The sequence below is a fragment of the Bacillus sp. SRB_331 genome, assembly GCF_003264175.1.
GTDB classification, from domain to species: Bacteria; Bacillota; Bacilli; order Bacillales; family Bacillaceae_G; genus Bacillus_A; species Bacillus_A mycoides.
The window spans coordinates 15128-41222 of sequence record NZ_NADV01000031.1 but is presented as its reverse complement, the minus strand read 5'-3'; the positions used below and the strand labels follow the sequence as shown (position 1 = coordinate 41222).

The 26095-nt window shown below is 35.8% G+C and carries 25 protein-coding genes; 24 read left to right on the top strand and 1 reads right to left on the bottom strand.

The genetic code is table 11. The annotated features are described in order from the left end of the window. Window positions 1-6: 6 nt before the first annotated feature. From B5P42_RS21510 to B5P42_RS21445, 14 genes are all read left to right on the top strand, one after another. Entirely contained in the window at window positions 7-789 is a 783-nt protein-coding gene (locus B5P42_RS21510; RefSeq protein ID WP_113735168.1) for a histidine phosphatase family protein, read from the top strand. A 33-nt stretch (window positions 790-822) separates the two neighbouring features. Continuing rightward, the gene (locus B5P42_RS21505) at window positions 823-2124 is read left to right on the top strand and encodes a PTS sugar transporter subunit IIC (protein WP_113735167.1); all 1302 of its coding nucleotides are present in this window, start codon (window positions 823-825) and stop codon (window positions 2122-2124) included. 113 nt (window positions 2125-2237) lie between these two features. Continuing rightward, a complete protein-coding gene (locus tag B5P42_RS21500) occupies window positions 2238-2558 on the top strand; it encodes a PTS sugar transporter subunit IIA (protein ID WP_113735166.1) in 321 nt (106 codons plus the stop codon). Between the two features lie 95 nt (window positions 2559-2653). After that, window positions 2654-4039: a glycoside hydrolase family 1 protein gene (locus B5P42_RS21495; RefSeq protein WP_113735165.1), complete on the top strand. Its 1386-nt coding sequence runs from the start codon at window positions 2654-2656 to the stop codon at window positions 4037-4039. Between the two features lie 368 nt (window positions 4040-4407). Further along, window positions 4408-5262, top strand: coding sequence for a 3-hydroxyacyl-CoA dehydrogenase family protein (locus tag B5P42_RS21490; RefSeq protein WP_113735164.1), 855 nt, complete (start codon window positions 4408-4410; stop codon window positions 5260-5262). Window positions 5263-5280: 18 nt separating this feature from the next. Further along, window positions 5281-6060: an enoyl-CoA hydratase/isomerase family protein gene (locus tag B5P42_RS21485; protein ID WP_044438180.1), complete on the top strand. Its 780-nt coding sequence runs from the start codon at window positions 5281-5283 to the stop codon at window positions 6058-6060. A 15-nt stretch (window positions 6061-6075) separates the two neighbouring features. After that, complete coding sequence (locus tag B5P42_RS21480; RefSeq protein WP_113735163.1) at window positions 6076-7254, top strand: acetyl-CoA C-acetyltransferase; 1179 nt, start codon at window positions 6076-6078, stop codon at window positions 7252-7254. Window positions 7255-7362: 108 nt separating this feature from the next. After that, window positions 7363-8919: a class I adenylate-forming enzyme family protein gene (locus tag B5P42_RS21475; RefSeq protein WP_113735162.1), complete on the top strand. Its 1557-nt coding sequence runs from the start codon at window positions 7363-7365 to the stop codon at window positions 8917-8919. Between the two features lie 21 nt (window positions 8920-8940). Further along, on the top strand, window positions 8941-9357 hold the full coding sequence (locus B5P42_RS21470; RefSeq protein WP_044438184.1) for an acyl-CoA thioesterase: 417 nt from the start codon (window positions 8941-8943) through the stop codon (window positions 9355-9357). 55 nt (window positions 9358-9412) lie between these two features. Further along, a complete protein-coding gene (locus B5P42_RS21465) occupies window positions 9413-10642 on the top strand; it encodes an FAD-dependent oxidoreductase (RefSeq protein WP_113735161.1) in 1230 nt (409 codons plus the stop codon). 55 nt (window positions 10643-10697) lie between these two features. Further along, on the top strand, window positions 10698-11255 hold the full coding sequence (locus B5P42_RS21460) for a hypothetical protein (protein WP_078175731.1): 558 nt from the start codon (window positions 10698-10700) through the stop codon (window positions 11253-11255). Between the two features lie 80 nt (window positions 11256-11335). Continuing rightward, window positions 11336-12280 carry a fumarylacetoacetate hydrolase family protein gene (locus B5P42_RS21455; RefSeq protein WP_113735160.1) on the top strand — a complete coding sequence of 315 codons (945 nt, stop codon included), beginning with the start codon at window positions 11336-11338 and terminating at the stop codon, window positions 12278-12280. After that, window positions 12277-12777 (top strand): DinB family protein, encoded by a 501-nt coding sequence (locus B5P42_RS21450; protein WP_088031472.1) that lies wholly within the window; start codon window positions 12277-12279, stop codon window positions 12775-12777. Before B5P42_RS21455 ends, B5P42_RS21450 begins: the two co-directional genes overlap by 4 nt. A gap of 14 nt (window positions 12778-12791) precedes the next feature. Further along, window positions 12792-13904: a cupin domain-containing protein gene (locus B5P42_RS21445; RefSeq protein WP_088031471.1), complete on the top strand. Its 1113-nt coding sequence runs from the start codon at window positions 12792-12794 to the stop codon at window positions 13902-13904. Window positions 13905-13972: 68 nt separating this feature from the next. Here B5P42_RS21445 and B5P42_RS21440 read toward each other — a convergent pair whose 3' ends face one another. After that, window positions 13973-15916, bottom strand: a complete 1944-nt coding sequence (locus B5P42_RS21440) for an elongation factor G (protein WP_113735159.1) — start codon at window positions 15914-15916, stop codon at window positions 13973-13975. 266 nt (window positions 15917-16182) lie between these two features. Between B5P42_RS21440 and B5P42_RS21430 the strand changes: the two genes are divergently transcribed. The 10 genes from B5P42_RS21430 to B5P42_RS21385 all read left to right on the top strand — a co-directional run bounded on the left by B5P42_RS21430 (window position 16183) and on the right by B5P42_RS21385 (window position 25761). Continuing rightward, window positions 16183-16611, top strand: a complete 429-nt coding sequence (locus B5P42_RS21430) for a MarR family winged helix-turn-helix transcriptional regulator (RefSeq protein ID WP_000204168.1) — start codon at window positions 16183-16185, stop codon at window positions 16609-16611. A 17-nt stretch (window positions 16612-16628) separates the two neighbouring features. Next, window positions 16629-17267, top strand: a complete 639-nt coding sequence (locus tag B5P42_RS21425; protein ID WP_088292137.1) for a nitroreductase family protein — start codon at window positions 16629-16631, stop codon at window positions 17265-17267. 46 nt (window positions 17268-17313) lie between these two features. Further along, a complete protein-coding gene (locus B5P42_RS21420; RefSeq protein ID WP_088031467.1) occupies window positions 17314-17607 on the top strand; it encodes a putative quinol monooxygenase in 294 nt (97 codons plus the stop codon). Between the two features lie 145 nt (window positions 17608-17752). After that, window positions 17753-18685, top strand: a complete 933-nt coding sequence (locus B5P42_RS21415) for an AAA family ATPase (RefSeq protein ID WP_113735158.1) — start codon at window positions 17753-17755, stop codon at window positions 18683-18685. Next, on the top strand, window positions 18682-19791 hold the full coding sequence (locus B5P42_RS21410; protein WP_113735157.1) for a DUF58 domain-containing protein: 1110 nt from the start codon (window positions 18682-18684) through the stop codon (window positions 19789-19791). Before B5P42_RS21415 ends, B5P42_RS21410 begins: the two co-directional genes overlap by 4 nt. Before the next feature lie 15 nt (window positions 19792-19806). After that, complete coding sequence (locus B5P42_RS21405) at window positions 19807-20544, top strand: signal peptidase II (protein WP_113735156.1); 738 nt, start codon at window positions 19807-19809, stop codon at window positions 20542-20544. 349 nt (window positions 20545-20893) lie between these two features. Continuing rightward, complete coding sequence (locus B5P42_RS21400; protein ID WP_113735155.1) at window positions 20894-21400, top strand: DUF3902 family protein; 507 nt, start codon at window positions 20894-20896, stop codon at window positions 21398-21400. Between the two features lie 451 nt (window positions 21401-21851). Continuing rightward, the gene (locus tag B5P42_RS21395; protein WP_113735154.1) at window positions 21852-23018 is read left to right on the top strand and encodes a serine hydrolase domain-containing protein; all 1167 of its coding nucleotides are present in this window, start codon (window positions 21852-21854) and stop codon (window positions 23016-23018) included. 368 nt (window positions 23019-23386) lie between these two features. Then, window positions 23387-25135 (top strand): adenine deaminase C-terminal domain-containing protein, encoded by a 1749-nt coding sequence (locus B5P42_RS21390; protein WP_113735153.1) that lies wholly within the window; start codon window positions 23387-23389, stop codon window positions 25133-25135. Between the two features lie 119 nt (window positions 25136-25254). After that, the gene (locus tag B5P42_RS21385) at window positions 25255-25761 is read left to right on the top strand and encodes a hypothetical protein (RefSeq protein ID WP_113735152.1); all 507 of its coding nucleotides are present in this window, start codon (window positions 25255-25257) and stop codon (window positions 25759-25761) included. The last annotated feature ends 334 nt before the right edge of the window (window positions 25762-26095 follow it).

Genomic DNA, 26095 nt, shown 5'->3' with positions numbered 1-26095 from the left:
TCCATAATGAATAAAAAAATGTTTTCGTTCTGCCTAATAGCTTCTTTGTCCGTTTCTCTATTTGGGTGTTCACCTAATAAAACAGAACAAGTTAAGGAGAAAAAAGAAGAAAAACCGGTTGAGTTTTATTTAGTAAGACATGGAAAAACGATGTTAAATACGACTGATAGAGTACAAGGTTGGGCGGACGCACCACTTACAAAAGATGGTGTTGTAGTAGCTGAGAACCTTGGGAAAGGGTTGAAAGAAGTTAAGTTTGAAAAGGCATATAGTAGCGATAGTGGACGTGCAATAGAAACAGCGAAAATTGTATTAGATCATAGTGGAAATAAAGATATGAATATCAATCAAAGTAAAAATTTGCGTGAAGCGTGTTTCGGTGAGTTTGAAGGGGAGTTAAATCATACTTTTCGGGAAAAACTTGCACAAGATAATAATATGACCTATGAAGAATTTATGAATAATTTTGACATCGATATTATGCAAAAAACTGCAGCGAAGATTGATAAGAGTAAACAGGCTGAAGATACTGAAACAGTCACAAAGAGAATGAAAAAAGAAGTTGATCAAATTGCAAAAGAAGTAGCAGAAGATGGCGGCGGTCAAGTTCTTGTCGTATCACATGGTATATCTTTAATGGACCTGTTATATTCAATATCTCCTGAATCCTTAAATGAGGTTGAAGATGGGTTAGGAAATGCAAGTGTTTCAAAAGTTGTGTATAAAGACGGGAAATATAAAGTTCAATCTGTAAATGATATGAGCTATGTAGAAAAAGGTAAAAAATAGACTTAATAAAATATGGAAAAGTTGGAGGTAATTATGAACCTGTTAGAAGGGACTAAAAACGGACTAGAACGAATCATCACACCACTAACAAATTATCTCGGAAATAGTAAAGTAGTAAATGCTATTACATCAGGGATGATGATGACAATTCCTGTTACGATCGGTGTTACATTATTTGCTATTTTAGGTAATCTACCATTTGAAGGGTGGAAAGAATTTTTAATTCAAATTGGTTTATATACGCATATGCAAGACATGATTAGTGCGACATTAAGCTTGTTAGCAGTGTATATGGTTGTCATTATCGCTTATTCCTATGCAAAAGAGGAAGGCATGAATGGAATGACAGCTGCTGTTATAGCGCTAGGTAGTTTCTTATGCTTAATGCCAATGTCTATTAAGGTAGGAGAAGAACAGATTCCGGCTATTTTAAATCAGTACTTAGGTAGTGATGGGATATTCGTTGCCATGTTTGTCGGGGTTTTCACAAGTAAACTGTATTGTTCATTAAAAAGGAAAAATATTGGAGTGAAATTGCCAGAATCAGTACCTCCGATGGTAGCTGATGCGATTAATCCTGTGTTTATTTCAATCATCATTTTCACGCTTATCTTCTTTATTAGAGTAATATTTGGCTATACGCCATATGAAAATATTTTTAACTTTGTAAGTCAAGTTATAGCGTTACCTGTAAAATTCATTGGATCGTCTGTTTGGTCAGTAATTGCTATCTTTACATTCATGAATATATGTTGGTTCTTCGGCTTACACCCAGCACCAATCATAAATGTATGGTATAGTGCGACAGCTCCATTATTTACGGCAGCTATTACAGCTTTTGCTTCAGGAACACCTTTTTCGGAAATTCCTTACTTAGCATTTACTTTAATGCATTTTGCAGTCGTTATTGGTGGAACAGGAAATACGTTAGGTTTAGCAATAAATCTATTATTTGCGAAATCAGAGCAATATAAATCACTTGGGAAAATTGGTATCGTTCCAAATATCTTTAATATAAATGAGCCAATTGTCTTTGGATTACCGCTTGTTCTAAATCCAATCTACTTTATTCCATTAATAACATCTTCAATAGTAGGCGGATTAATTGGTATCGTATTCCTTAAAATTACAGGGATTTTATCTAACTTTAATCCACTTATTGAATTACCATGGGTAACACCAGCACCATTTGCAGCTTATATTTCTGGTGGTTGGTTACTATTCATCATGACAGTATTAATTATTATCTCTCAAATTCTATTATACTATCCGTTCTTTAAAATGGGAGATAAGAAAGCTTATGAAGCAGAACAACAAGCAGCAACTGAGCAATAATCATGTATCCCGCAAAAGCCCAATTGGTGTGGGCTAGTAATCAGTGGGTATGAACAAAACCCCACTGATTGTTTTTTCGAATTATAAAAATAAAAAATGTTAGGAGAATCATTATGGAACAAAATGAATTAGTAGTATTTCAAATTATATCAGCAGTAGGTAGTGCACGATCTTCATATATTGAAGCAATTCAAGAAGCAAAACAGGGTAACTTTGAACAGGCAAGACAATTAATGACAGAAGGCAGCGAAACCTTTATTCAGGGACATAGAGCACACGCTGGATTAATCAGTAAAGAAGCAAGTGGTGAAAAAGTAGAAGTAAGTTTATTGTTAGCACATGCAGAAGATCAATTAATGAGTGCAGAAGGATTTAAAATAATAGCGGAAGAGCTTATTAGTGTGTATGAAACATTTTTAGTGAAACAAGTTTAATATAAAGTGAAACTTTAATCAATGGGGTTTTACTGCCCACAAATAGCGGGATAAACAAACTATAACAATACTATTTTTGAAAGGGAAAGGTAAATATGCTCAATACTACATTTAAAAAAGACTTTTTATGGGGAGCTTCCACAAGTGCTTACCAAGTAGAAGGGGCCTATAATGAAGATGGAAAAGGCCTTTCTGTTCAAGATGTGAAAGTTATTCCTGAAGGTACGTCAGATTTTACAGTTTGTAGTGATCATTATCATCATTTTAAAGAAGATGTGAAGCTTTTTTCTGAATTAGGGCTAAAAGTATATCGTTTTTCAATAGCTTGGACTCGAATTCTCCCAAATGGTACGGGAGAAGTGAATGAAAAAGGTATTACATTCTATAGCAATCTTATTGATGAATTGCTGAAGCATGATATCGTACCGTTAATAACGATGTATCATTTTGATTTGCCGTATGAATTAGAGAAAAAGGGTGGCTGGAGTAACCGTGCTACTATCGATGCTTTTGTTACATATTGTGAAATCCTTTTTGAACGTTTTGGAGATCGGGTAAAGAATTGGTTAACAATTAATGAACAGAACATGATGATATTACATGGACAGGCTGTTGGGACATCGATAGTATCTCAAAAAGAGCTATATCAGCAAAATCATCATATGCTTTTAGCAGAGGCAAAGGTAACAAACTTATGTCACGAGATGATACGTGATGCGAAAATTGGTCCAGCACCAAATATTAGTTATGTGTATCCGAAAACATGTAAGCCGAATGACATTATTGCAGCTCAAAATTGTAACGCAATTCGTAATTGGTTATACCTTGATATGGCTGTATATGGTAGATATAACAATATAGCGTGGAATTTCATGAAAAGCAAAAATATCGAACCAGTCATTCTAGAAGGAGATATGGAGATTCTATCTAGTTCAAAACCAGATTATATAGCTTTTAACTATTATTCTTCTATTACTGTTAGTGAATATGATGAGAACTTTGTAATTGATGAAGCTGCTGATCAACAAATTGAAGTAGGTGAAGAAGGGTTCTTCATGGGTGACGATAATGAACATCTAGAATTAACCGATTTCGGTTGGGAAATCGACCCAATTGGCTTCCGAGTTACATTAAGAGAAGTGAATGATCGTTATAACTTGCCAATTATCGTTACAGAGAATGGGATAGGTGCTTACGACAAAGTAGATGAAGATGGATCAGTGAAAGATCACTACCGAATTGATTATTTGAAAAAACATATTGAACAGATGGAATTGGCAATTGCAGATGGAGTGGATGTAATTGGTTATTGCCCTTGGGCGGCAATCGATTTAATTTCTACGCATCAAGGTTTTAGAAAAAGATATGGTTTTATTTATATAAATCGCGATGAAGATGATTTAAAAGATTTAAAAAGAATAAAGAAACAGAGCTTCTATTGGTATAAAGAAGTTATTTCATCAAATGGAAAAGAACGATAGCATATAGTTTCGAATTTCACATCATAGAGTGCGTACCTCAAGGTAAAATTATTTATTTTGAGGTGCGCACTTTTTTATCCCGCTATTTGTGGGCAGTAAAACTCCCATCTCAAAATTCAGCTGGAGCAAAGCAGTTAGGTGGGAGTCGGGCTACCAGTAAACCCCGACTGATTAAAGTTTCACTTTATATGAAAAATAACTGTACCTCTTACTAAATGGAAAATAATGCAGTTTGAACCGAAATGAATACCCTCAAAATGTATGAAAGAAATATATGTATTTCCTACACTATGTATATACAAAAACTTTTTGAATATAGATATAATTTATTTACAGAATATTAAAAAAGTTGAGTAGGAGGATGAAAGATGTCGATTCAAACAATTGGTATTGTCGGTGCAGGATCTATGGGTTCTGGCATTGCAAATTTAGCTGCATTAAATGGATTTACAGTTATTTTACATGATATTGAAGATCGTTATTTAGATAGTGCAATGCAACGTATGAATGGTTTTATGACTAAGAGTGTTACAAGAGGAAAGATGACGGAAGAAGATAAAGAAAAGGCACTTGACCGAATGCGGCTCACTACAACTTTAGAAGATATGAAAGATGCGGATGTAGTTATTGAGGCCGTGTTAGAGAAGTTAGATTTGAAGAGGGAAGTGTTTGCAGCTCTAGATCAAATCGTTCCTGAAGGGGTTATACTTGCAACAAATACTTCATCTATGTCGATAACAGAGATTGCTTCAGCAACGAACCGTCCAGAACGTGTGGCGGGCATGCATTTCTTTAATCCCGCACAACTTATGAAACTTGTAGAAGTTGTTCGTGGTTATCGAACGAGTGATGAAACAGTCAAAGAATTGAAAGCGCTATCTAAAGAGCTTTCGAAAGAACCAGTTGAAGTAAAGAAGGATTCCCCAGGATTTATTGTGAATCGAATTATGATTCCGCAATTTATAGAGGCAATTAAATTGCTAGAAGATGGCGTTGCCTCTGCAGAAGATATTGATAAGGCTGTTACACTCGGTCTTAATTATCCGATGGGGCCATTTACACTTCAGGATTTTGCAGGTGTAGACATTGGTTATCATGTGATGGAGTACTTCAAAGAAGAATTAAATAATGATCAATACGCGCCGCCGCTGCTTTTAAAACAACTAGTTAGAGCAGGTAGACACGGCAAAAAAACAGGTGCAGGTTTTTATGATTATGAATAAAGAATGGGGGATTAAGTTATGAATTATGAGTTTTTAATTTGTGAAATTGAAAATAGAGTTGCGATCGTTACAATTAATCGACCACCTGTAAATCCATTGAATACACAAGTGTTTCATGAACTTTCCGTTCTATTTGGTGAACTAGAGGCAAATGAAGAAGTACGAGTAATCGTTCTTACAGGAAGCGGAAGGAAGGCGTTTGTCGCAGGCGCTGATATTAATGAAATGGCAGCACTTGATCTTGTCGGTGTAAATAAAATGAATAAGACTTCACGAACAGTATTTAGCAAAATTGAAAATATGTCAAAACCAGTTATTGCGGCGATAAATGGATTAGCTCTTGGCGGTGGTTTTGAACTCGCACTCGCATGTGACTTACGTATTTGTTCGGATCAAGCAAAATTCGCTTTTCCAGAAGTGGGACTCGGAATTATTCCTGGAGGCGGAGGTACACAGCGTCTTCAAAAAATTGTCGGCCAAGGTATAGCGAAAGAATTACTTTATTTCGGAGATATGTTTGATGCTCATCGTGCGTTCGATTTACATATTGTCAACAAGGTAGTACCTGCGGAAGAGTTGTTTGAGTTTGCAAAGGGATGGGCATATAAATTGGCAAAAAAACCACCAGTAGCACTTCAAATGTTAAAAACGGCGGTAAATGTAGGGAGTAATGCTGATCTTGAAACAGGCTTAATAATTGAAAGCACCTGTTTTGGAAATGCGTTCGCAACAGAGGATCGTAAAGAAGGATTACAAGCATTCGTTGAAAAAAGAAAACCAGTTTATTTAGGGAAATGATGAGGTGAATGGGATATGAAAGAGATTGTTTTATTGGAGGGAGCTAGGACTCCGTTCGCTGAAATTTCGGGATCGTTCAAAGGATTAAATGCAACAGAATTAGGGGCAATTGCCGCTAAGGAAGCAATACGAAAAGCTTCTATATCTGCTGAAGATATTAATCAAGTTGTATTTGGTAATGTTCAGCAGTCTAGTAAAGATGCACATTTATTGGCAAGGCATGTTGGATTAAAAGCCGGAGCACCTATTCATGTCCCAGCTTTGACGATTAATCGTCTTTGCGGAACTGGTGTTGAATCTATTTTAACGGCAGCTCGTTATATTCTTTGCGGAGAAGCAGACGTTGCACTTGCCGGAGGAACTGAGAACATGAGCCAAGTTCCTCATGTAATACCTGGAATGAGATGGGGAAGTCCACTCGGCGGTCCGGCTTTAGAAGATTGGTTATGGGATGGTCTTTATGATACGTATGGTAAATGTACGATGGGAGAAACAGCCGAGAATTTGGCTGCAAAATATAACTTAACGAGAGAAGAAGTAGATCAGCATGCACTCTCTAGCCATGAACGAGCTCTTTTAGCAAGGGAAAAAGGATATTTAAAAGAAGAGATTGTTCCAGTAACAGTGAAAGGAAGAAAAGGAGAACAGCTTATACATGAAGATGAGTATATCCGTCATACGAGTCTAGAAAAATTAGCGAAATTAAAACCCCGTTTTGCTGAAAATGGTGTCGTAACTCCAGGTAGTGCAAGCGGGATGGTGGATGGTGCAGCGGCAGTTGTTTTAGCATCTAGTGATTATGCAAATGATAGAGGTTTAAAACCGATTGCTAAGCTCATTTCTTGGGCTGTTGTTGGAGTAGAACCGAAGTATATGGGGATTGGACCGGTTCCAGCTATTCAAAGTGCATTAGAAAAAGCGAATCTAACTTTAGCAGACTTAGATTTGATTGAAATTAATGAAGCATTTTCAGCGCAGTACTTAGCTTGTCAAAAAGAATTAGGGTTCGATCTTGATAAAGCGAATGTAAATGGAGGGGCAATTGCGATAGGCCATCCACTTGCTGCGAGTGGAACAAGAATTTCTCTATCCTTAATTTATGAATTAAGAAGAAGAAATAAAAAGTATGGGGTATCCGCTGTTTGTATTGGCGGAGGGCAAGGAATTGCAGCGATTTGGGAAGCGTTGTACTAGAAAAACCAGGGAGAGTCCTTCCTGGTTTTCCTACATCGTTTGTCCTGCTATAAGTATGGGATAAAAAACGCGAGCTAGTAGGTAAGACGATAGAAAGTGAGTGAGAGAATGAAAAAGAATAGGAACTTATTAGCGGTGTATGAGCTGTTAGAATCTGTTACTTCATCTCATGGTGAAAAAGAAGCGATATATGATTTAACGAGACGAATTACATACAAACAATTGAAAAATGAAGTAGATTGTTTGGCTACTGCATTTAAGAGACTAGGAGTAAGTAAAGGAGACCGTATCGCCGTATCTCTACCAAACTGGTCCGAAACAGTAGTAATTTATTTTGCAGCAGCAAAATTAGGAGCAATAATCGTTCCTTTTAATCCAAAATATAAATCATATGAAATTGAATTTATATTGAAAAGTTCAGCTCCGAAGTTATTAATAGCATCCGGAGAATTTGAAAAGAATGTTGGTTTTGAAAAAGTACTTACTATGGTACAAACAGCTATTACAGTACGGTTTCCGCAAGAGAATCTCAGTTCGTATGAGCAGTTAATGCGTACAGAAACAATAGATATTGAACAAGTAAATATAAATGTGAATGAAGATTTGTTTTGTATATTATATACGTCAGGAACGACGGGAACCCCAAAAGGTGTAATGGTTACACACCGTGCTGTTGTACAATCTGCACAAACGATAGGAATAGAGCTGCATTGTACACAAGATGATGTATTTATTATTTCAGCACCACTGTTTCATATTTTCGGTATGGCAATTAATATGCTTTGTGCAGTAGCGATGGGAGGACGAATGATACTACAAGAAAAATTCCGTCCGCGAGAAACTTTACAATTAATTGAACAAGAAAAGGTAACCATCCAAAAAGGCGTACCAACAATGTTTATAAAAGAACTAGAATTAGAGGATTTTAATAAATATGATTTATCTTCATTGCGTGCTGGATTAGTTGGAGCTTCACCTATTCCGGCAAAAACAGTGACGGAGATACGAGACCGGATGGGCATTAACCTTTGTCAATCATTTGGGATAACTGAAACGGTTTCTATTACGATGACCTCGTATGGTGATACAAAGCAGAACATAACAGGAACTCTTGGAAAGGCTATCCCAGGAGTAACATTGAAAATTGTCGATGAAAATAGAGTAGCGCTCCCGCCAGGGGAAGTGGGCGAAATCGCAGTTAAGGGATTTGGAGTAATGAAAGGTTATTATAATATGCCTGAACAGACAAAACAGGTTTTGGATAATGATGGTTGGTATTATTCAGGAGATTTAGGCACCCTTGATCATCAAGGATATTTAAGGTTTGTAGGGCGAAAGAAAGAGATGATTATAAGAGGTGGCTTAAACGTTTATCCACAGGAGATTGAAGCAGTCATTATGAAACATCCAAAAGTAATCGAAGCTGCAGTTGTAGGTCTTCCAGATAAAGTGCTCGGGGAAGTTGCGTGTGCGGTCATACGGTTAAAAAATGGAGAAGTAAGTTCAGAAGAAGAAATGAAACTCTATCTTAAAGAGAAAATGGCAATTTATAAACTACCAGAGAAAGTGATCTTTACTGATGAATTCCCTGTAACAGCAAGTGGGAAAATTCAAAAGTTGAAACTGAGAGAACAAGTATCTTCAAATATTAGTCCAACAGTTTGATAGATAGGAGGTAAAGGCATAATGGAAGAATATACTTTTCAAGTGAGATGGGGAGATACAGATGCTGCGGGCATTGTGTACTATCCTAATTTTTATAAATGGATGGACGAAGCAACTCATGAATATTTTAAAAAAATTGGTTTTCCTTCCGCCGAACTTTACGAAGAACAACAAATTGGTTTGCCCTTACTAGAAGCAAAATGCCAATTTAAGTCACCTCTTCGTTTTGAAGATCAAGTAGTTGTGAAAAGTACTGTGAACGAATTGCATAATAAAGTTTTTACAATTCAGCATGTTTTTGTAAAAGGGGAACGGGTTGTAGCAGAAGGTTATGAAACTCGTGCATGGACTTCTTTCAAAGAAAAAGCGAAAGCGCATCCAATACCTGAGGATATTCGGAAGAAGATGATGCCGGAGATAAAAACTGTAGGGAGTTAAAGAAAGAAGAGTGAGGAAATCATAATGGGAAATTGTTAATAAAGGGGAGATATTGATGGGAAAAGAAAAAAAATATGATGCCATTGTTGTTGGTGCGGGCCCGGTAGGACTTGTAGCAGGACTTGCATTACAAAAGAAGGGGATATCAACTTTAGTAATAGAGGGAGATTCATTCGGAAGACCACGTCCAGGAAGTAGAGCAATTTATTTACACAGTGCTTCGTTAAAACTACTGGAGGAGACTTCAGAAGGCCTCGGTTTCACACTTGCTCATAACGGAATTATTTGGCCTGTAAAACGAACGTTTTATAAAGGGAAAGAAGTATATGTACGAAATTACGGTAAGGATGAAAATCTTAATTTTAACCGATTGCCTCATTTCACAGCTCTTCATCAAGATGAGATCGAAAAGCATATGTATGAGGCATGTATAAAAGCGGGCGTGGAATTCCTTTGGGATGCCCCGGTTAAGAAGTTGCACATTACAGACTCTGAAGTAGAAGTAACAATCACAAATGACGAAATCTTAAAGGCGCAGTATGTAATTGGATGTGATGGAGCACGTTCAATTGTAAGAGAGCAAGCGGGATTACAGTTTGAAGGTCCCCGTACAGCAGATACTTTTATCGTCGTAGATGCAAAAGAAGATGAAATAAATCCACTTCCTTTAGAAAGAATATTCCATTACCAGCATCCAGCTATGGAGGGAAGAAATGTAATGTTTGTTCCGTTTAAAGGTGGATGGCGCATTGATTTACAACTGCTTGAGTCAGATAACCCAGATGATTATACAAATATTGAAAGTGCTAAGAAATGGTTGCCGAAAGTAATGGATGCGAAATATGCGGAGAGGATTACATGGGTGTCTTCTTATCGTTTCCATCAAGTAGTGGCAAATTCGTTTACTGATGCAAAACGTCGTGTTCTTCTTGCTGGAGAAGCTGCGCATTTATTCGCTCCATTTGGTGCACGTGGATTAAATTCTGGAATTCCAGATGCTGTTCTTGCTGCGAGAGGTATTGAGAAAGCACTACAATCTCATTCTGAAGAAGAGCGAGTGTGCGCGATTGAAGCAGCTGCAAACGAACGCCGAATTGCAGCGAAATGGAACCGCGATGCTTCAACCACTGCGCTTCATCACCTTCAGGGAAATTCTCCTGAAATGAACATGAAACGCGACATTGCTGCCTCAATGGTATCTATCGTTCTGAGGCTTGGAAGATGGCTTGATGAGGGACCATACGGACCGAAATTTGGACCTCCTGAACTGACAACGAAATATTAAAATTATAAAAAAAATTAGATGAGTAACGAGAACAAGATGAAAGGAGCGATAAGAAATGGTTTTGTCTCAATTCATGAATGAAGAAAAGTATGGTTCTCATGCCCGTTCTACAAATGGAATGATTGAGCGGTTAATGACGATGAACTGGTATAGGAACATTGGACAGCAAAATCTAGAGGCTGAGAAGAAAATAGATCAATTTATGAGTTCTCTAAACGTTAGTGAATATGAAATCAAATGGATTTCAAGAAACCAATTACATGAGACAATCGGGCGGATTTCCTTTGAAGGTAATGCTTTATGGGGGGCACTAGCAGAAGTGCCAGATCAATTGAAAGAAAAAATTGTACGCGCTGGTAACGAAAAACTTCTTGTAGATGTAGTAGATAAAGTACCAGAAGCAATCTTTCATGGTGTTTATAAAGAAGTTTTTAAGCATTTCGGAGAGGAAAAAACAGTGAAATTTCTCGTCGGGCATGCGATGTATGTAAGTGTTCTTGCATGCGCTGCTGAATTAGCTGAAGAAAAAAATGTATTGCTGCCAATTATAGAGTTAATAGAAATGGGACATGTACCACTTGGTCCAGAAGGAAATACTTTATATCTTTTATAACAAAGAGTAAGGCTGGAAAGTTATACGTTACTATCGTTCAGGGTAGAATTTTCATTCATTTAAAGGAAAGGGAGATTACTATGAAACTTGTTACTTTTACACGTAATGGAGAAACGAGAATTGCTGCGTTAGAGAACGGAAATTTGATTGATCTGCATGCTGCTTTTAAAGCGAAATTGACAAGCGAAGGAAACCTTCGGGCCGCTCAAATTGCAGAGGCGTATATACCAAAGGATATGAATGGATTTTTACAAGGTGGAACGGAAAGTATGAATTTAGCAAAAGATGCAATCGCTTATGCGCTTATGAAAAACCATGAAGATAAATTGGTTTTTGCAGAAGGTGAAGTGAAAATAGAAGCTCCAGTACCTGCGCCAGGAAAAATTATATGTGTAGGTCACAATTATCGTGAACATATTTTGGAAATGAAACGCGAATTACCTGCATTTCCAGTCATCTTTGCGAAGTTTGCCAATACAGTAATCGGTCCAGAAGATGATATTCCGTATTACCCGATTTCTGAACAACTAGATTACGAAGCTGAATTTGCTTTTGTAATCGGAAAGCGTGCTCGAAATATTTCAGAAGGAGATGCCCTCCAATATGTAGCTGGTTACACAATTGCGAATGATATTACTTATCGTGATATTCAGCGCCGTACGATTCAATGGCTTCAAGGGAAGACAGTTGAAGGAAGTGCTCCGATCGGACCATGGTTAATTACTTCAGATGAATTAACGAACCCATCTGGCTTGGAAATAGTCTTAACAGTGAATGGAGAGACACGTCAGCAATCTAATACTGCTAATTTAGTATTCTCGGTGCAATATCTCGTTTCGTTTTTATCCGGTTTAATGACACTAGAGCCAGGGGATGTCATTTTAACAGGTACGCCAGGTGGTGTAGGTGTTGCACGTAATCCGCAAGTATTTCTTAAAGATGGAGATCTCGTTCGTATTGAAGTTGATGGAGTAGGCGTACTTGAAAATAAAGTAAGACAAACAGTAGAGGTGCCAGTACTATGACGAAAAGCTTGCAAATCCACGCAGCCGAGTCTGTTTATGAATCAATCGATAAGATCAAGACTATTGTTAAGTCTTTGCCAGAGGAAATCATCTATTGGAAACCTTCAGAAGATGAATGGTCAATTATGCAAATTATTACACATGTAGCGGAAGCTATTCCGTATTGGGCAAAAGAAATTAACAATATTAAAGTAAACCATGAAAATGTATGGGGCCGCGGTTTAACAGATGGAGTACGTCTACAAGCAGTATCAGAAGAGAATATAAACAAAAAATCTATAGAAGAAGTCATAGAGCAGCTGTCTTCTATACCACTCATCATAGAAAATGTACTAAACACATTAACAGACGAAGAGTTAAATATTCAGGCTCCAAGTCGTAATCCTCGTTTTAACAATAAGCCGATTGACTTTATCGTGAATCACCTCATCGTAGAACATACAGAAAAGCATTATAAACAAATCGAACGGAATTTATGTAAATTTAATGAGCGATAAAGGGGGCAAATAAAATGGCGGAAAAAAATGCTTTTTTTGAAAGTACACTCGTACAAGATTTCAATCGTGATATAGAACAATATCATCTCGGACCACTTTGGAACGCGATCCCAGATTTAATGAAACATACACCTGAGCCTCATGCACAAGCGTACCTTTGGAAATCTGAATTGCTTCAAAAGAAGTTAACGGAGGCGACACAAATATTTACACCAGACCGCGGGGGAGAACGCCGGGCCATCTACTTTCAAAATCCTGGACTTAATTATAGAAAACCTTGGGGATGGGCATCGACCACCCAAACATTATATGCAGCGGTTCAATTAATACAACCTGGAGAAACCGCTCCGTCACATCGGCATGTTCAAAATGCATTACGTTTCGTCATGGAAGGAGAAGGGGCTTACTCAATTGTGCAAGGAGAGCGTATTTTCATGGAACGAGGAGACTTTTTAACAACTCCAAATGGACTGTGGCACGGACATGGTCACACAGGTGACAAACCGATGATTTGGATGGATTGCCTTGATATTCCGACCATTTATTATCTCGGCGGTACGTTCTTTGAGCCGTATCCAGAAAAAATTGAACAGCCAAACGTGCCGGACAATTATACTGCTCAGCGTTATGAAGGTGGAATGGTTCGACCGATTTCCGACCGATATGCAAAGAAAGCTCCACTTAGTTCATACAAATGGTTAGGGACGGAAGCAGCGCTTAACGGATTAAGTCGTTTTGAGCCAGATGCTTACGATGGTTATGCTGTTGAATATATAAATCCATCGAACGGTGAAACAGCGTGTCCAACGATTGCAGCTTGGATGCAAAAATTGCCGAAGGGATTCAAAGGAAAAGCGCATCGTCATACGCATGCATCAATCTATCATGTGCATGAAGGGGCAGGATATACGATTATTAATGGTGTTCGCTTTGACTGGTCGAAAGGAGACTTCTTTGTTGTACCAAACTGGGCATGGCACGAACACGTTGCGCTAGAAAATAGTTATGTATTTTCAACAAACGACCTGCCTATTTTAGAAAAGTTCGGGTTAGAGCGGAAACAGGAATATGAGAATAATAACGGATATCAAACGATCACTGGAGAGTTTGAACCAGCTCTACCTTGATATTGTATAAAAAAGTGCCCTCTAGTAAAGAAAATATCATACAAGAGGGCACTTTTTCTATTTGTTAATTAATAAGCCTTCAACACATGAAGTAAATAATCTTTCCGATTTAGCGGATTAAAGTCAACACGTTTTCGAGTAGGGAAGGGAGCCGTCAGCTTTGTGAAACCAGTTGGCTTTGTTGTGAAGATACCTTCTCCTTCTGTAAATGAATGGAGCATTCGTTTAAAATTCTCTGTTTTCGCAATAGGTAACGATCCAGTTAAGTGATAAGAATCATTATGCAATATAGGCTCTGCGAAAGTTGCTGGGATGGCAGCTAGTTTATACATTGCGGTACTAATTGCGTGCTCAGGAACAGTTAATTCGAATTCATTTAATGGTTCATATACACAAGTTTCAGCTTGTTTTAAAGCATCCATTAATACGAGTGGTGTTAAATTTCTAAAGTCACTCGCTGTTGTAACAGGGCTTGCATAGCCGGTATGTGTTAATGTGACGATAATGTCCGTAACTTCCCATCCAAATAAACCTTGTTTTAACGTTTGAAATACTGTATCTTCAATCGCTTTATGAAATGCTAAAGGCAGTGATCCAAGTTCAACACCTAAGTTATACGTTATGCCAGAGTTAAGTTCACCACGTTCAACTTTGAAACCGATTGTTGCGTAAAAAGGATTCTCTTTTTCGCCCATTACATCAAAGCTATTCCCTATGCCAATTGGTTTTTCAATACATACAACTCGCGTGTTTGAAAAGGTAACTTGTAAATTGTATTTTTCATAAAGTGTTGTTTCGATAACTTCTTTTTGTACTTCACCGAAAAGGCGAATGTATAGTTCATTATGAACATCGTCTTTCCAAACTTTAATGAGAGGATCTTCTTCGCATAGCTCCATAAGTGCAGCGTATAAATCATGAATTCGCTCTTTTGCTACTACATCAATAGCAGCTTCCATTTGTGGTTCGGCAAAGTGAATATCCTTTATATAATCCGTCCGCTTACCGATAATATCACCAATTTTAATATTCATAAGTCCCCACACTTTGCAAAACTCTCCGCTTTGAACAGTAGAAGATTGAACGGCATCTCCATTATGAAACATGCACATTTTTTTAATCTTTTCCTTATGTGGTAGAGACTCACTACGCTGAATATCAACATATTTTCTAACGTGTAAACAACCAGAAAATAGTCTTACGTAAGCAATCTTTTCGCCAGAAGATTCACGTTCAATTTTAAAAACAACACCGGATAATGTTTCATCTTGTGCCGATTTAGTAGCTGGAATTAAGGCTGAAATATTTTTAAGTAATTCAGTTACTCCTATACCTGTCATTGCTGAACCAAAAAAGATAGGAAACACATTTGCTTGCTGTATTTGCTTTTCGAGTTCTTTTCTTAATAGTGCATCCGGTATTATTTCGTTATTTACATATGACTCAAGCAATGATTCGTTAAATGGTGCTAATCGTTCCATACAATCGTCATAGGATTTATATTCAATAATCCGTACTTCCTTTGTACCTTCGTTTTCTACAAAGTAGAAGGGGCATGCTTCATTTGAAAGAAGCTCTTTTATTTGTTTCACAACTTTTTCAGTATTTGCGCCACTACGGTCTATTTTATTAACAAATAATATAGTAGGTATGTTTAATTTCTGTAATATCCGCATTAAAATCTTTGTTTGTGCTTGCACACCTTCAACGGCAGAGATAACTAAAATCGCACCGTCTAAAACGCGGAATGATCGCTCCACTTCAGCGATAAAATCAGCATGTCCAGGTGTATCAATAACATTTACTTTTAAATCATCAATAAAGAAAGAAACGACAGATGCTTTAATCGTAATTCCGCGTTGTCTTTCTAATTCCATTGAGTCAGTTTGCGTATTGCCACTATCTACTCGGCCAACTTCTTTAATCACATTCGTTTCATAAAGAATACGCTCAGTCAAACTCGTCTTGCCAGCATCTACGTGCGCGACAATCCCTATATTTATTGTTGTCATATATAAATATCCTCATTTCATTTTCCATTTTCATTTCCTCATTTCTATTTGTGTATTGCCGCATTACAATCACTCTCCAGTCATTTGAATTATTACTATTATAATGTAATTTACATTTTTTGTAACGCGACAAAGCGCCTTAATTTGGAAAAAATAAAAATGAAAACAAAATGCTTGCATTCTAAATCGATATAGATTATATTAATTGACATATCAACTATTGATACATCAAATGTTTTTTGTATTGGATGTAAAGGAGGGGTAATTTGACAAGTTCATGCTCAAAAGAAGCAATAATTTTATATAAATTACACTTTCTAAATAAAGAAGTAAGTTCGAAGTTTGAAGGGTGTACGGGTATGAGTCAATCTAGACTAGAGCTTATACTTCAGTTATATGAAGTAGATGAAATTAGTCAAAAAGCACTTCAGCAAGAAGTGAATATTGATAATGCCGCGATTACGAGGCATTTAAAACAGCTGGAAGCAAACGGAATGATTACAAGACGTAAAAATCCAGATGATAACAGAATTACGTTAGTTTCTCTTACAGAAGAGGGGCGAAATAAAATTCAAGTGTATCAAGAGGAAAAAGAGCGTTTCGCTACTTCAGCATTTAAAGGATTAAGTGAAGAAGAACGCGACAATCTTTTAACGATGTTAGACCGCATTCAAGAAAATATAAAAGAACTTTAAAAAGGGAGAATACAACTATGACTAACTCAGTAAAAACAAATGATTTTAACGAAATTTTAACAGGACGCCGTTCAATCCGTAAGTACGATTCTTCAGTGAAAATTAGCAAAGAAGAAATGACTGAAATTCTTACAGAAGCAACACTTGCACCATCTTCAGTAAACATGCAACCATGGAGATTCCTTGTTATTGAAAGTGACGAAGCAAAAGCAACACTTGCGCCACTAGCGAAATTCAATCAATCTCAAGTAGAAACATCTTCAGCGATGATTGCTGTATTTGGTGACTTAAACAACTTTGATAACGCAGAAGAAATTTACGGTACAGCAGTAGAGCGCGGACTTATGCCAGCTGAAGTAAAAGAAGATCAAATGAAAAAACTTTCAGGTTACTTCTCAATGGTTACACCAGAAGTAATGAAAGATACTGTACTAATTGACGGTGGTCTTGTAGCGATGCAATTTATGTTAGCAGCACGTGCTCACGGCTATGATACTTGCCCAATTGGTGGATTTGAAAAAGACCAAATCGCAGAAGCTTTCGGATTAGACAAAGAGCGTCACGTACCAGTTATGTTAATTTCAATCGGAAAAGCTGCTGACAGTGGTTATCCATCAGTACGTCTTCCAATTGAAAAAGTTGCTGAGTGGAAGTAATTTTATAACAAAACAGAAATAAGTGAGATATGAGAGGGGAAACACCATGATTATTATTCACGCAATATTTCAAGTAGATCCAGCAAAACAACAATCATTTTTAGAAGAAATTCAGCCACTACTTCATGGTTCAAGAGAAGAAAGTGGAAATGTATCTTACGATTTATATAAAGATACTGAAAAAGAAAGTGTTTATACGATGGTAGAAGTATGGAAAGATGAAGCAGCAGTTGCGAGTCATAATACGAGTGAACACTTCACATCTTTCGTTAGTAAAGCATCACAGTTTTTAACTGCTCCGCTTGATATAAAGGTTTATAGCGGTGGACTAGTAAAATAATATGGTTATAGAAGATGACTTTGGCGTATGCTGAGGTCATCTTTTTTATTTTGATAGGAATATATTTACTTCTAACGTAATGTGTTGTAATTTGGAAAATAAATATTCTTAATTTTAAAAATATTTAAAGGTGGTAGTGAAATATATGAACATATTAAAGAAAATCACTAACAATATTTCAAAGGTCATTATAGGAAAAGATGAATCGATTGAACTAGCAGCTATAGCTCTTATAGCAAGAGGACATATTTTATTAGAAGATGTACCTGGGACAGGGAAAACAACATTAGCGAAAAGTTTGGCTAAAAGTGTGGACGCTAAGTTCCAAAGAATTCAATTTACAGCTGATACTTTGCCTGGAGATGTTATTGGACTCGAATATTTTGATGTGAAGGAATCGGATTTTAAAACGAGGTTAGGGCCTATTTTTGCAAATATAGTATTAGTAGATGAAATTAATCGAGCTGTGCCGAGAACGCAATCTTCGTTACTTGAAGTTATGGAAGAACGTACCGTTACGATTGCGAAACAGACACATTCATTACTAGAACCTTTTTTAGTTATTGCAACGCAAAATCCTCTTGAATCGGCGGGTACATTTCCTTTACCTGATGCTCAATTAGACCGATTTTTACTTACTATTCGACAAGGTTACCCTACGAGAGAAGCAGAAAAGGAAATGATGAATCGGTTCCAAATGAATGATCCATTAGAAACGCTACATTCTATTATTTCAAGTGAAGAAATAATAAATATACAAAAACGTGCAAGGGAAATGTTAGTAGGGAATGATGTGCAAGATTATCTTCTTGAAATTATTGAAGCAACCCGTAAGCATGAGTTAATTGAAATTGGTGTAAGCCCGCGAGGCACATTGGCATTTATGCGGGCAATCCAAGCACGAGCAATATTAAATGAAAGAGATTACTGTACACCAGATGATATAAAACTACTAGCTGCATCCGTTTGTGCTCATCGTTTAACGTTAACGATTGAAGGGGAGATGAAAACGACAAAAGAACAAATCATGAAAGAAATTCTTCATACGATTTGTGTGCCAGTGGAGAATGTACGATGAATCAACAGCTTGTGTATACACCTTTAGCGGAGCCTTTCGTAATAGGAGTTATGTCAGTTGTAGCCGTTATTTTATGTGTATTTTCAAGTAATCTACTCATATTATCCCTCGTATTTTTGTATTTAATTTTAATAGGTGCTACGCATATATACATTCGGAAAGTATCTCGTTTTAACTGGGAATACAATCAAGGAAATTCGAATGTCTTTATCGGTGAAACGAACACGTGCAAAATGAAAATTTCAAACAAGTCGATATTTCCTATTCTTAATATCGTATTTCGATTTAAATGTGAAAATAAGCTAACTTGGAATCATGATGAAATAAACAAAAATCATAGTACAGGTTCAAATTATTATATGAATTTTAGTTTAAAAGGAGGAGAGTCAATTTCATTTGATTTGCAAGCTGTAGCTTTAAAAAGAGGAATCGCGAAATGGGAAGAAGTTGAAATTGTTATTACTGATCCCTTTGGATTCATAACGAAACATATAACATATAAACAAGTTGATACGCCGTCCTATTTAGTTTTACCAGCCGTTCCGAAAATACAAGTTCCTGAATTACAAGAATGGTCACGGGGATTTCGAAAAGCGATGTCTTCCCCGCTATATGATGAAACGAAAGTAATGGGAGTGAAATCTTATGAAAATGAAGATTTTCGTTCTATACATTGGGGTGCAACGGCAAAAACAGGGATGATAACTGCGAAAAAATACGAACGAACACAATCAGATAAATATGCGATTTATCTCAACTTGCAAAATAAAAGCGGTATTTCTTTGAGAAATGATACAGAGGAACTAATTGAATTAACGGCAGGCATATGTAAACAACTGCTTATGCAAAACTGTTCATTTGAAGTATGGATCAATAGCGTGAAAGATAATGGATTGTTGCATATAAAGAACGGTCATAATCGGAAACATTTGCAAAATGTATTAAAGGTACTTGCCTCTATATCGGATCAAGATACGCCTGTATCATCTTCTTATTTTTATACAGCAGGATTTCGTCGTAAGGAATTGGATGCAGTTCCTTTAATTCTTGGTACTTCCCCAAGGAAATACACCAGAACGAATAAATGGGTTGTAATAAAAGAATAAGAAGGGGTTTATGTCATGGCTAATAAAGAGCGACATATGAAAGTGAAGTTGTGGAGTGTTAGAGTTTTAATACTACTTTTCTTTATGGTGAGTGCGATAACGTTATCAAAAGGTGTTGTGCATGTACAAGACATAGTAAAAGGGCTTTTTTCTAGTAAGACGGAGACAATATCGGAAAGAAATTATGATTTTACTAGTTTAGACGAACAGTTTGATGAACCTGAAAGAATTATAGATGAAGAAACAGGAGTTGTAGATACAAGAACAAAAATAGATAGGAAAATTCCACTTTTTGTACGAAAAAATTCATGGACTGATGTGTTTTCTGTTCTTTCAAATTCATGGATTAGTGTCGTTTTTTATGTAATTATTGCAGTGGTCATTCTATATGCTTTTTATAAATTAATGAGGAAAAAGGTAACGAAATCAGAAATAGAACAGGATAAAAAATCGATAACAAAAGAAAATACGGATAGAACCGAAAAGAACAAGAAAGTGAAGCATCAGTTTGAACAGCCGTTACCTAAAGACACGATAAGGAAAACGTTAGTTGAATGGGAAAGAACTTTACCATTTCATGAACAGAGAAGGTCTTATGAAACGATACAACAATGGTTAAAACGAATATGTCGAACGAGAGATATTATTCCGATATATGAGTCTGTTCGTTATGGTGAAAAGACGTATACGGAGTTAGATGTTAAGAAGACTATGCGGTGGATAGAGCGGGATGGAAAAGGGCGATATGAATAGTAGAATGTATTATATCAAAATAAAATGATGGCTGAGTTAATCTGAATATGAAAGTTATATAAGTAAATAAAATTAGCTGTAAATTAATTTTATTTACTTATATTTAATTGCATGTTAATGTATACTTAATTTTTTAATATCTCTACCAATGGAAAAAGAATATACAAGCTATATGGAACTCTTTGTAGAGTATTGCTTCTTTAATTGTTCATGAGTGTATCTTTGCATTATTAATATAGAATGAAAAAAGGATGCATTAGAGCTAAACGATTAACGGGTAGCATGTTAATAAAAAATTACATGAGTTTAGTAAAAACTTATAATTTATTTTTAAGGGTGTGAAAATATAATGAAACCGGTATTGAAAAGCATACTTATTTCCTTTGCTTTTTCTGCAGTAGGGATGTGTTGGCTGCTGTTCATATTATTTAGAGGAGGCGGAGACTGGTTATTGTCTTGGATAGGTGTATTAATGGCATATTTATCTTTATACACTTTAATAGATTTATATTGTAAAAATACATACGAAAAAACATTAAATATAGTGCTTATAAAATCAACAGTTACTACCTTTAGTTTTGGAGTATTAGGAATCATATTTGGTATAATACACGAGCTATTAACACCATGGAGTCTCAGTTTAATGGTTTGGTATTGGTTGCTAATTCTACTTTTATTTTTAACGACCATAACATTATTAGTTATTTTAGTATTTGTAAATCGTAAAGATCAAAATTTCCCCGGGGTATATAGATTACTTATACTTCTAAATTTACTTCTTACGTTAGGACCAGTATTGTGGCCACTATTTCTTACTATTCTTGGAAATGGTATGAATGCTAGTGCAGGATGGTAAAACTGAATAAAGATTAGTAGTTTAAAGAAGTGAATGAAATGAAAAGTTGATATAGGGTTTTAAGTATGTAAGAGAACGTGTTTTGATAAATTGAAAACACGTTCTTTTTTATTGTTAATCTTAATATGAACTCCTTAAATTTATAAGATAATTCGATTGGGAAAAAGATATGTTATTGGAACAAACATATATGTACCTTTGAAACGAACACAATTAATGAATCATCTTAAAAATAATAAAGACGAGGTGAAATGAAAATAAGGGCAGTTAAGTGGGTGTCCTTATTTTATATGCCTTTTTTATTTTCATGCATAGCTCTTTCTCAGTTTATCGTATCAAAATTTGAATGTAAGTATTTCGTAAGGAATGGATAAGAAAAAAGAGAGTTTTATCATATAGGATTAAAGTATAACTTGAATTAATCCGATATTAATAGAGGAGAGGGAGCCTTATGAAAAAATGTAATTCAATTAAGTTAGCAAGTTTGGCAGTTTTATTAGCGGGTACTACTCTATTCACACCAGGTTTTACTGTGAAAGCAGAGTCTGTTCAAAATTTATCTAGTCCGTCACAATCACATGATCAAAAGAACCGAAATGGTTGGAAACAAGTAATGCAGGAAACAGTTCAGCTTGGAACCCCAGGAATATTAGCGAAGACGTCTAACAACGGAAAAACTAGTAGTTATACAGCTGGCGTGGCGGATTTAAATACAAAGCAACCGATAAAATCGGAATATCGCTTTCGGATTGGTAGTGTGACTAAGACTTTTACTGCCACGACTGTTCTTCAATTAGTAGGAGAAAATCGCATACAACTTGACGATCCAATTGAAAAGTGGCTACCGGGTCTCATTCAAGGAAATGGGTATGATGGCAATCAAATTACGATACGTCAACTTTTGAATCATACGAGTGGTATAGCTGAATATTTAAAGTCAAAAGACGCTGACATAATGAATTCGAAAAAAACGTATACAGCAGAAGAAATAGTGAAAATGGGACTTTCTCTACCCCCAGATTTTTCGCCAGGTAAAGGATGGGCGTATTCAAACACAGGATACGTAATATTGGGAATGCTTATTGAAAAAATAACTGGAAATAGTTATGCGGAAGAAATTGAAAAGCGAATTATTGAACCTTTGGATCTGTCAAATACGTTTTTACCAGGGAATTCACCCGTTATTCCAGGAAAGGATCATGCTCGTGGGTATATGAAAATAGACGAAACAAGTGAATTGAAAGACATGACGTATTATAATCCAAGTCTAGCTAATTCAGCTGGAGATATGATTTCTAATGCGGACGATTTAAATAAATTCTTTTCATCTTTACTTGGAGGTAAGTTACTGAAGGAAAAGCAGCTAAAAGAAATGCTTACTACAGTTCCTACAGGGATTAAAGAACTTGGCCATGGATATGGTCTTGGAATCTATGAGACTAAGCTTCCAAACGGTGTTTCAGTTTGGGGGCATACAGGAGGGATTCCTGGATTTACCACTTTTGCTGGGGGAGCAATTGGAGGCAAGCATACATTGGCTATTAGTATTAACTCTTTAGGTGCGATTGATATTAATACGCAGTTTAATACAATGATGCAAATTGAATTTAATAAATAGATGAAAAGAAAGCGAATGGGATCCTGCTTTAGTTGTAAATAAAAGAGATGCTTTTTAATTTCGCAAATAAGGACAGTATTAGCATTCATGGTATGGCAGCAATCAAGTATATGTAGAACATAAATACGGATACAAGTGTAATTCAATCTTATAGTTTAGTATAAAAAAGGATGTCGGTTACAAGACATCCTTTTTATTGAGGATCAAAGAGGTATGTTTATAAATTTTGAAAATTGTTATTTTTGTAATCATTCCATATAATAAAGGGTATAGGGGATATACAGGGGAGTTATGAATGGAGAATACTTTAGTTAGTTAATTATTTTTGTTTTAATAAATAAAAGTAAATTGATGTGGAGTGAAATACATTGGGACAAAATCAGTTTAGATGGAGTAACACACAATTACGAGAACATGTTGAAGTAATAGATGGCACAAGAAGCCCGCACATTTTATTCAAGAATGCAACATATTTAAATTCCTATATGCGCGAGTGGGTGCAAGCAAATATTTGGATCTATGATGACCGCATTATATATGTAGGAGAAAAACTACCAGAGCAACTACACGAATGTGAAGTCGTTGATTGTGATGGAAAGTATGTAGTTCCTAGTTACATAGAACCGCATGCACATCCATATCAATTATATAATCCAGAGACTTTAGCAAATTATGCGATGCAATTTGGCACAACTACTTTAATCAATGATAATTTAACTTTGTTTTTCACATTACAACGTGAAGTAGCGTTTCGTTTATTAGATGAATTTAAAAAGATTCCAGCAAGTATGTATTGGTGGTGTCGTTTTGATGGACAGACTGAACTACAAAATGGGGAATCTTTATTTAATAGTGAAGAAATAATGGAGTGGCTGAAGCATGAAGATGTTCTTCAGGGTGGCGAGTTAACAGCATGGCCAAAACTATTAAATGGCGATGACGAGATGTTAAATTGGGTACAGGAAACAAAGCGGTTACAGAAAAAAGTAGAAGGTCATTTTCCCGGTGCGTCTGAAACGACTTTAGCGAAGTTAAAACTGTTAGGTACAGATTGTGATCATGAAGCGATGACAGGGCAGGAAGCTTTCGCTCGTCTTATGCAAGGTTACACGGTTTCTCTTAGGAATTCTTCCATACGTCCAGATTTAGAAGTTTTACTGAAAGAATTGTTGGAACTAGGAGTAAAGCAGTTTGATAGATTTATTTTCACAACAGACGGCTCACATCCTTCGTTTTATGAAAATAGAATGACAAATGTTATGATTTCTACTGCGATAAAACAAGGAGTGCCAGTAATAGATGCTTATCATATGGCAAGTTATAATATCGCTCGTTATTATAATATGGAACATCTACATGGTTCAATTGCGACAGGTAGAATTGCCAATATTAATATTTTGGAAAGTAAAGAAAACTCGGTTCCAATAAGTGTAATAGCAAAGGGGAAATGGGTGAAGCGTGATGGAGTAAATAAAAATGAATCCTTACTTATAGATTGGAGTAAATTCAAAGTAACTCCATTATCATTAGACTGGTCTTTAAAGAAAGAAGATATGATTTTTTCTGAAACAACAGGTATAAAATTATTAAATGATGTTATTTCAAAACCATATGTAACTGAAGTCGACTTAAACGGTGAAGAACTTTCTATTGAGCATGATGAATGTTTCCTTATGATGATTGCTCGTGATGGCACTTGGCGAGTGAATACAGTTGTGAAAGGTTTTGCGAATGGATTAGGAGGTCTTGCTAGCTCTTATTCCGGTACAGGTGACATCATTCTTATTGGAAAAAGGAAAGAAGATATGCTTACAGCTTTTCATAGAGTAAAAGAGCTTGGTGGCGGTATGGTAATAGCGGAAAGAAATGAAGTGTTACACGAAATTGCATTACCGTTGCTCGGGATTATGTCCGATTTAAAAATGAGCGCATTAATACATAAAGAGAAAAAGATGGTGGAATTACTACAAGAGCGAGGATACGCCTTTAACGATCCTGCATTTACGATTTTATTCTTTTCTGCGACGCACTTGCCTTTTATAAGGGTAACACCTATAGGATTATATGATGTGAAAAGTAGTAAGGTACTTGCTTCGCCGGAAAATTTAATAAACTAATATTAAAAGGAAAGATCCTATAAAAAGTATATTTTATAGGACCTTTCACATTACTAGCATAAGAATATCTTAAGCCTCAAATAATATAGTATCTAAATTACTTGAGGTGATGTTTAAATATGAAAAAACTATTGTATGTTTTAAGTATATTTATTTTGTGTGTATCTATTCAACAGGTTGTACATTCTCAAACAGATGTACCAAGGCTTTCTTCGGATTGTCTGGAAGAAAGTAAAATACGTGATGAAAAGTATGTGAGAAATATAATGAAGGATATTCAATCCGCTTTTAATTTGAAGATTGATGAGAGTGGGTTTATGGAAGTCAGTAAAAGAGATTTAGACGCTGCACACTTCATGTATGGTGGACGGGAAAATGATACTTATTATAATTCGTTAACTAAAGCTTTTGAAAGTGGTGGATATAGAGGAGAGCCTAGGTTGTTTGTAAAGCCGCTTGAAGCATTTTTACTTTATAAAGAAATAGACGATACAAATGTTATGAAACATCTTAAACTTGAAAAAGGGGAGTGGATCGTTACCGAAACGAAAAAGAAGCCAGGAAAAATAGTGGAATACAAACCGTTACAATGTGAAAAAGATTATCTGAAAAAGAGAAATGAATAACAAAATACTTATTAATGCTGTTTTTATCAAACGATATTTTCTGTTGATTTGAAATAGGAAAAGGTAAACAAACATATTAGCTTTATGTAATATGTTTGTTTACCTTTTTTTGAGAGATTTAAAAATTTGGGATGTTGTTAGTTGAAAATTATTTACTGGCTAATGAACATAACATTCAATGAATTTATTCTTCATAAAAATTAGATTTTGTGTCAAAAGATTTATACAGTGCTGAACCATCTATGTACATTTTATTCTACAGTATTAATAAAAGAATGTTGGCTATTCATAAGAAATAGCATTGGCACAGTTTTTGCTTGTATTAAATGTAAGG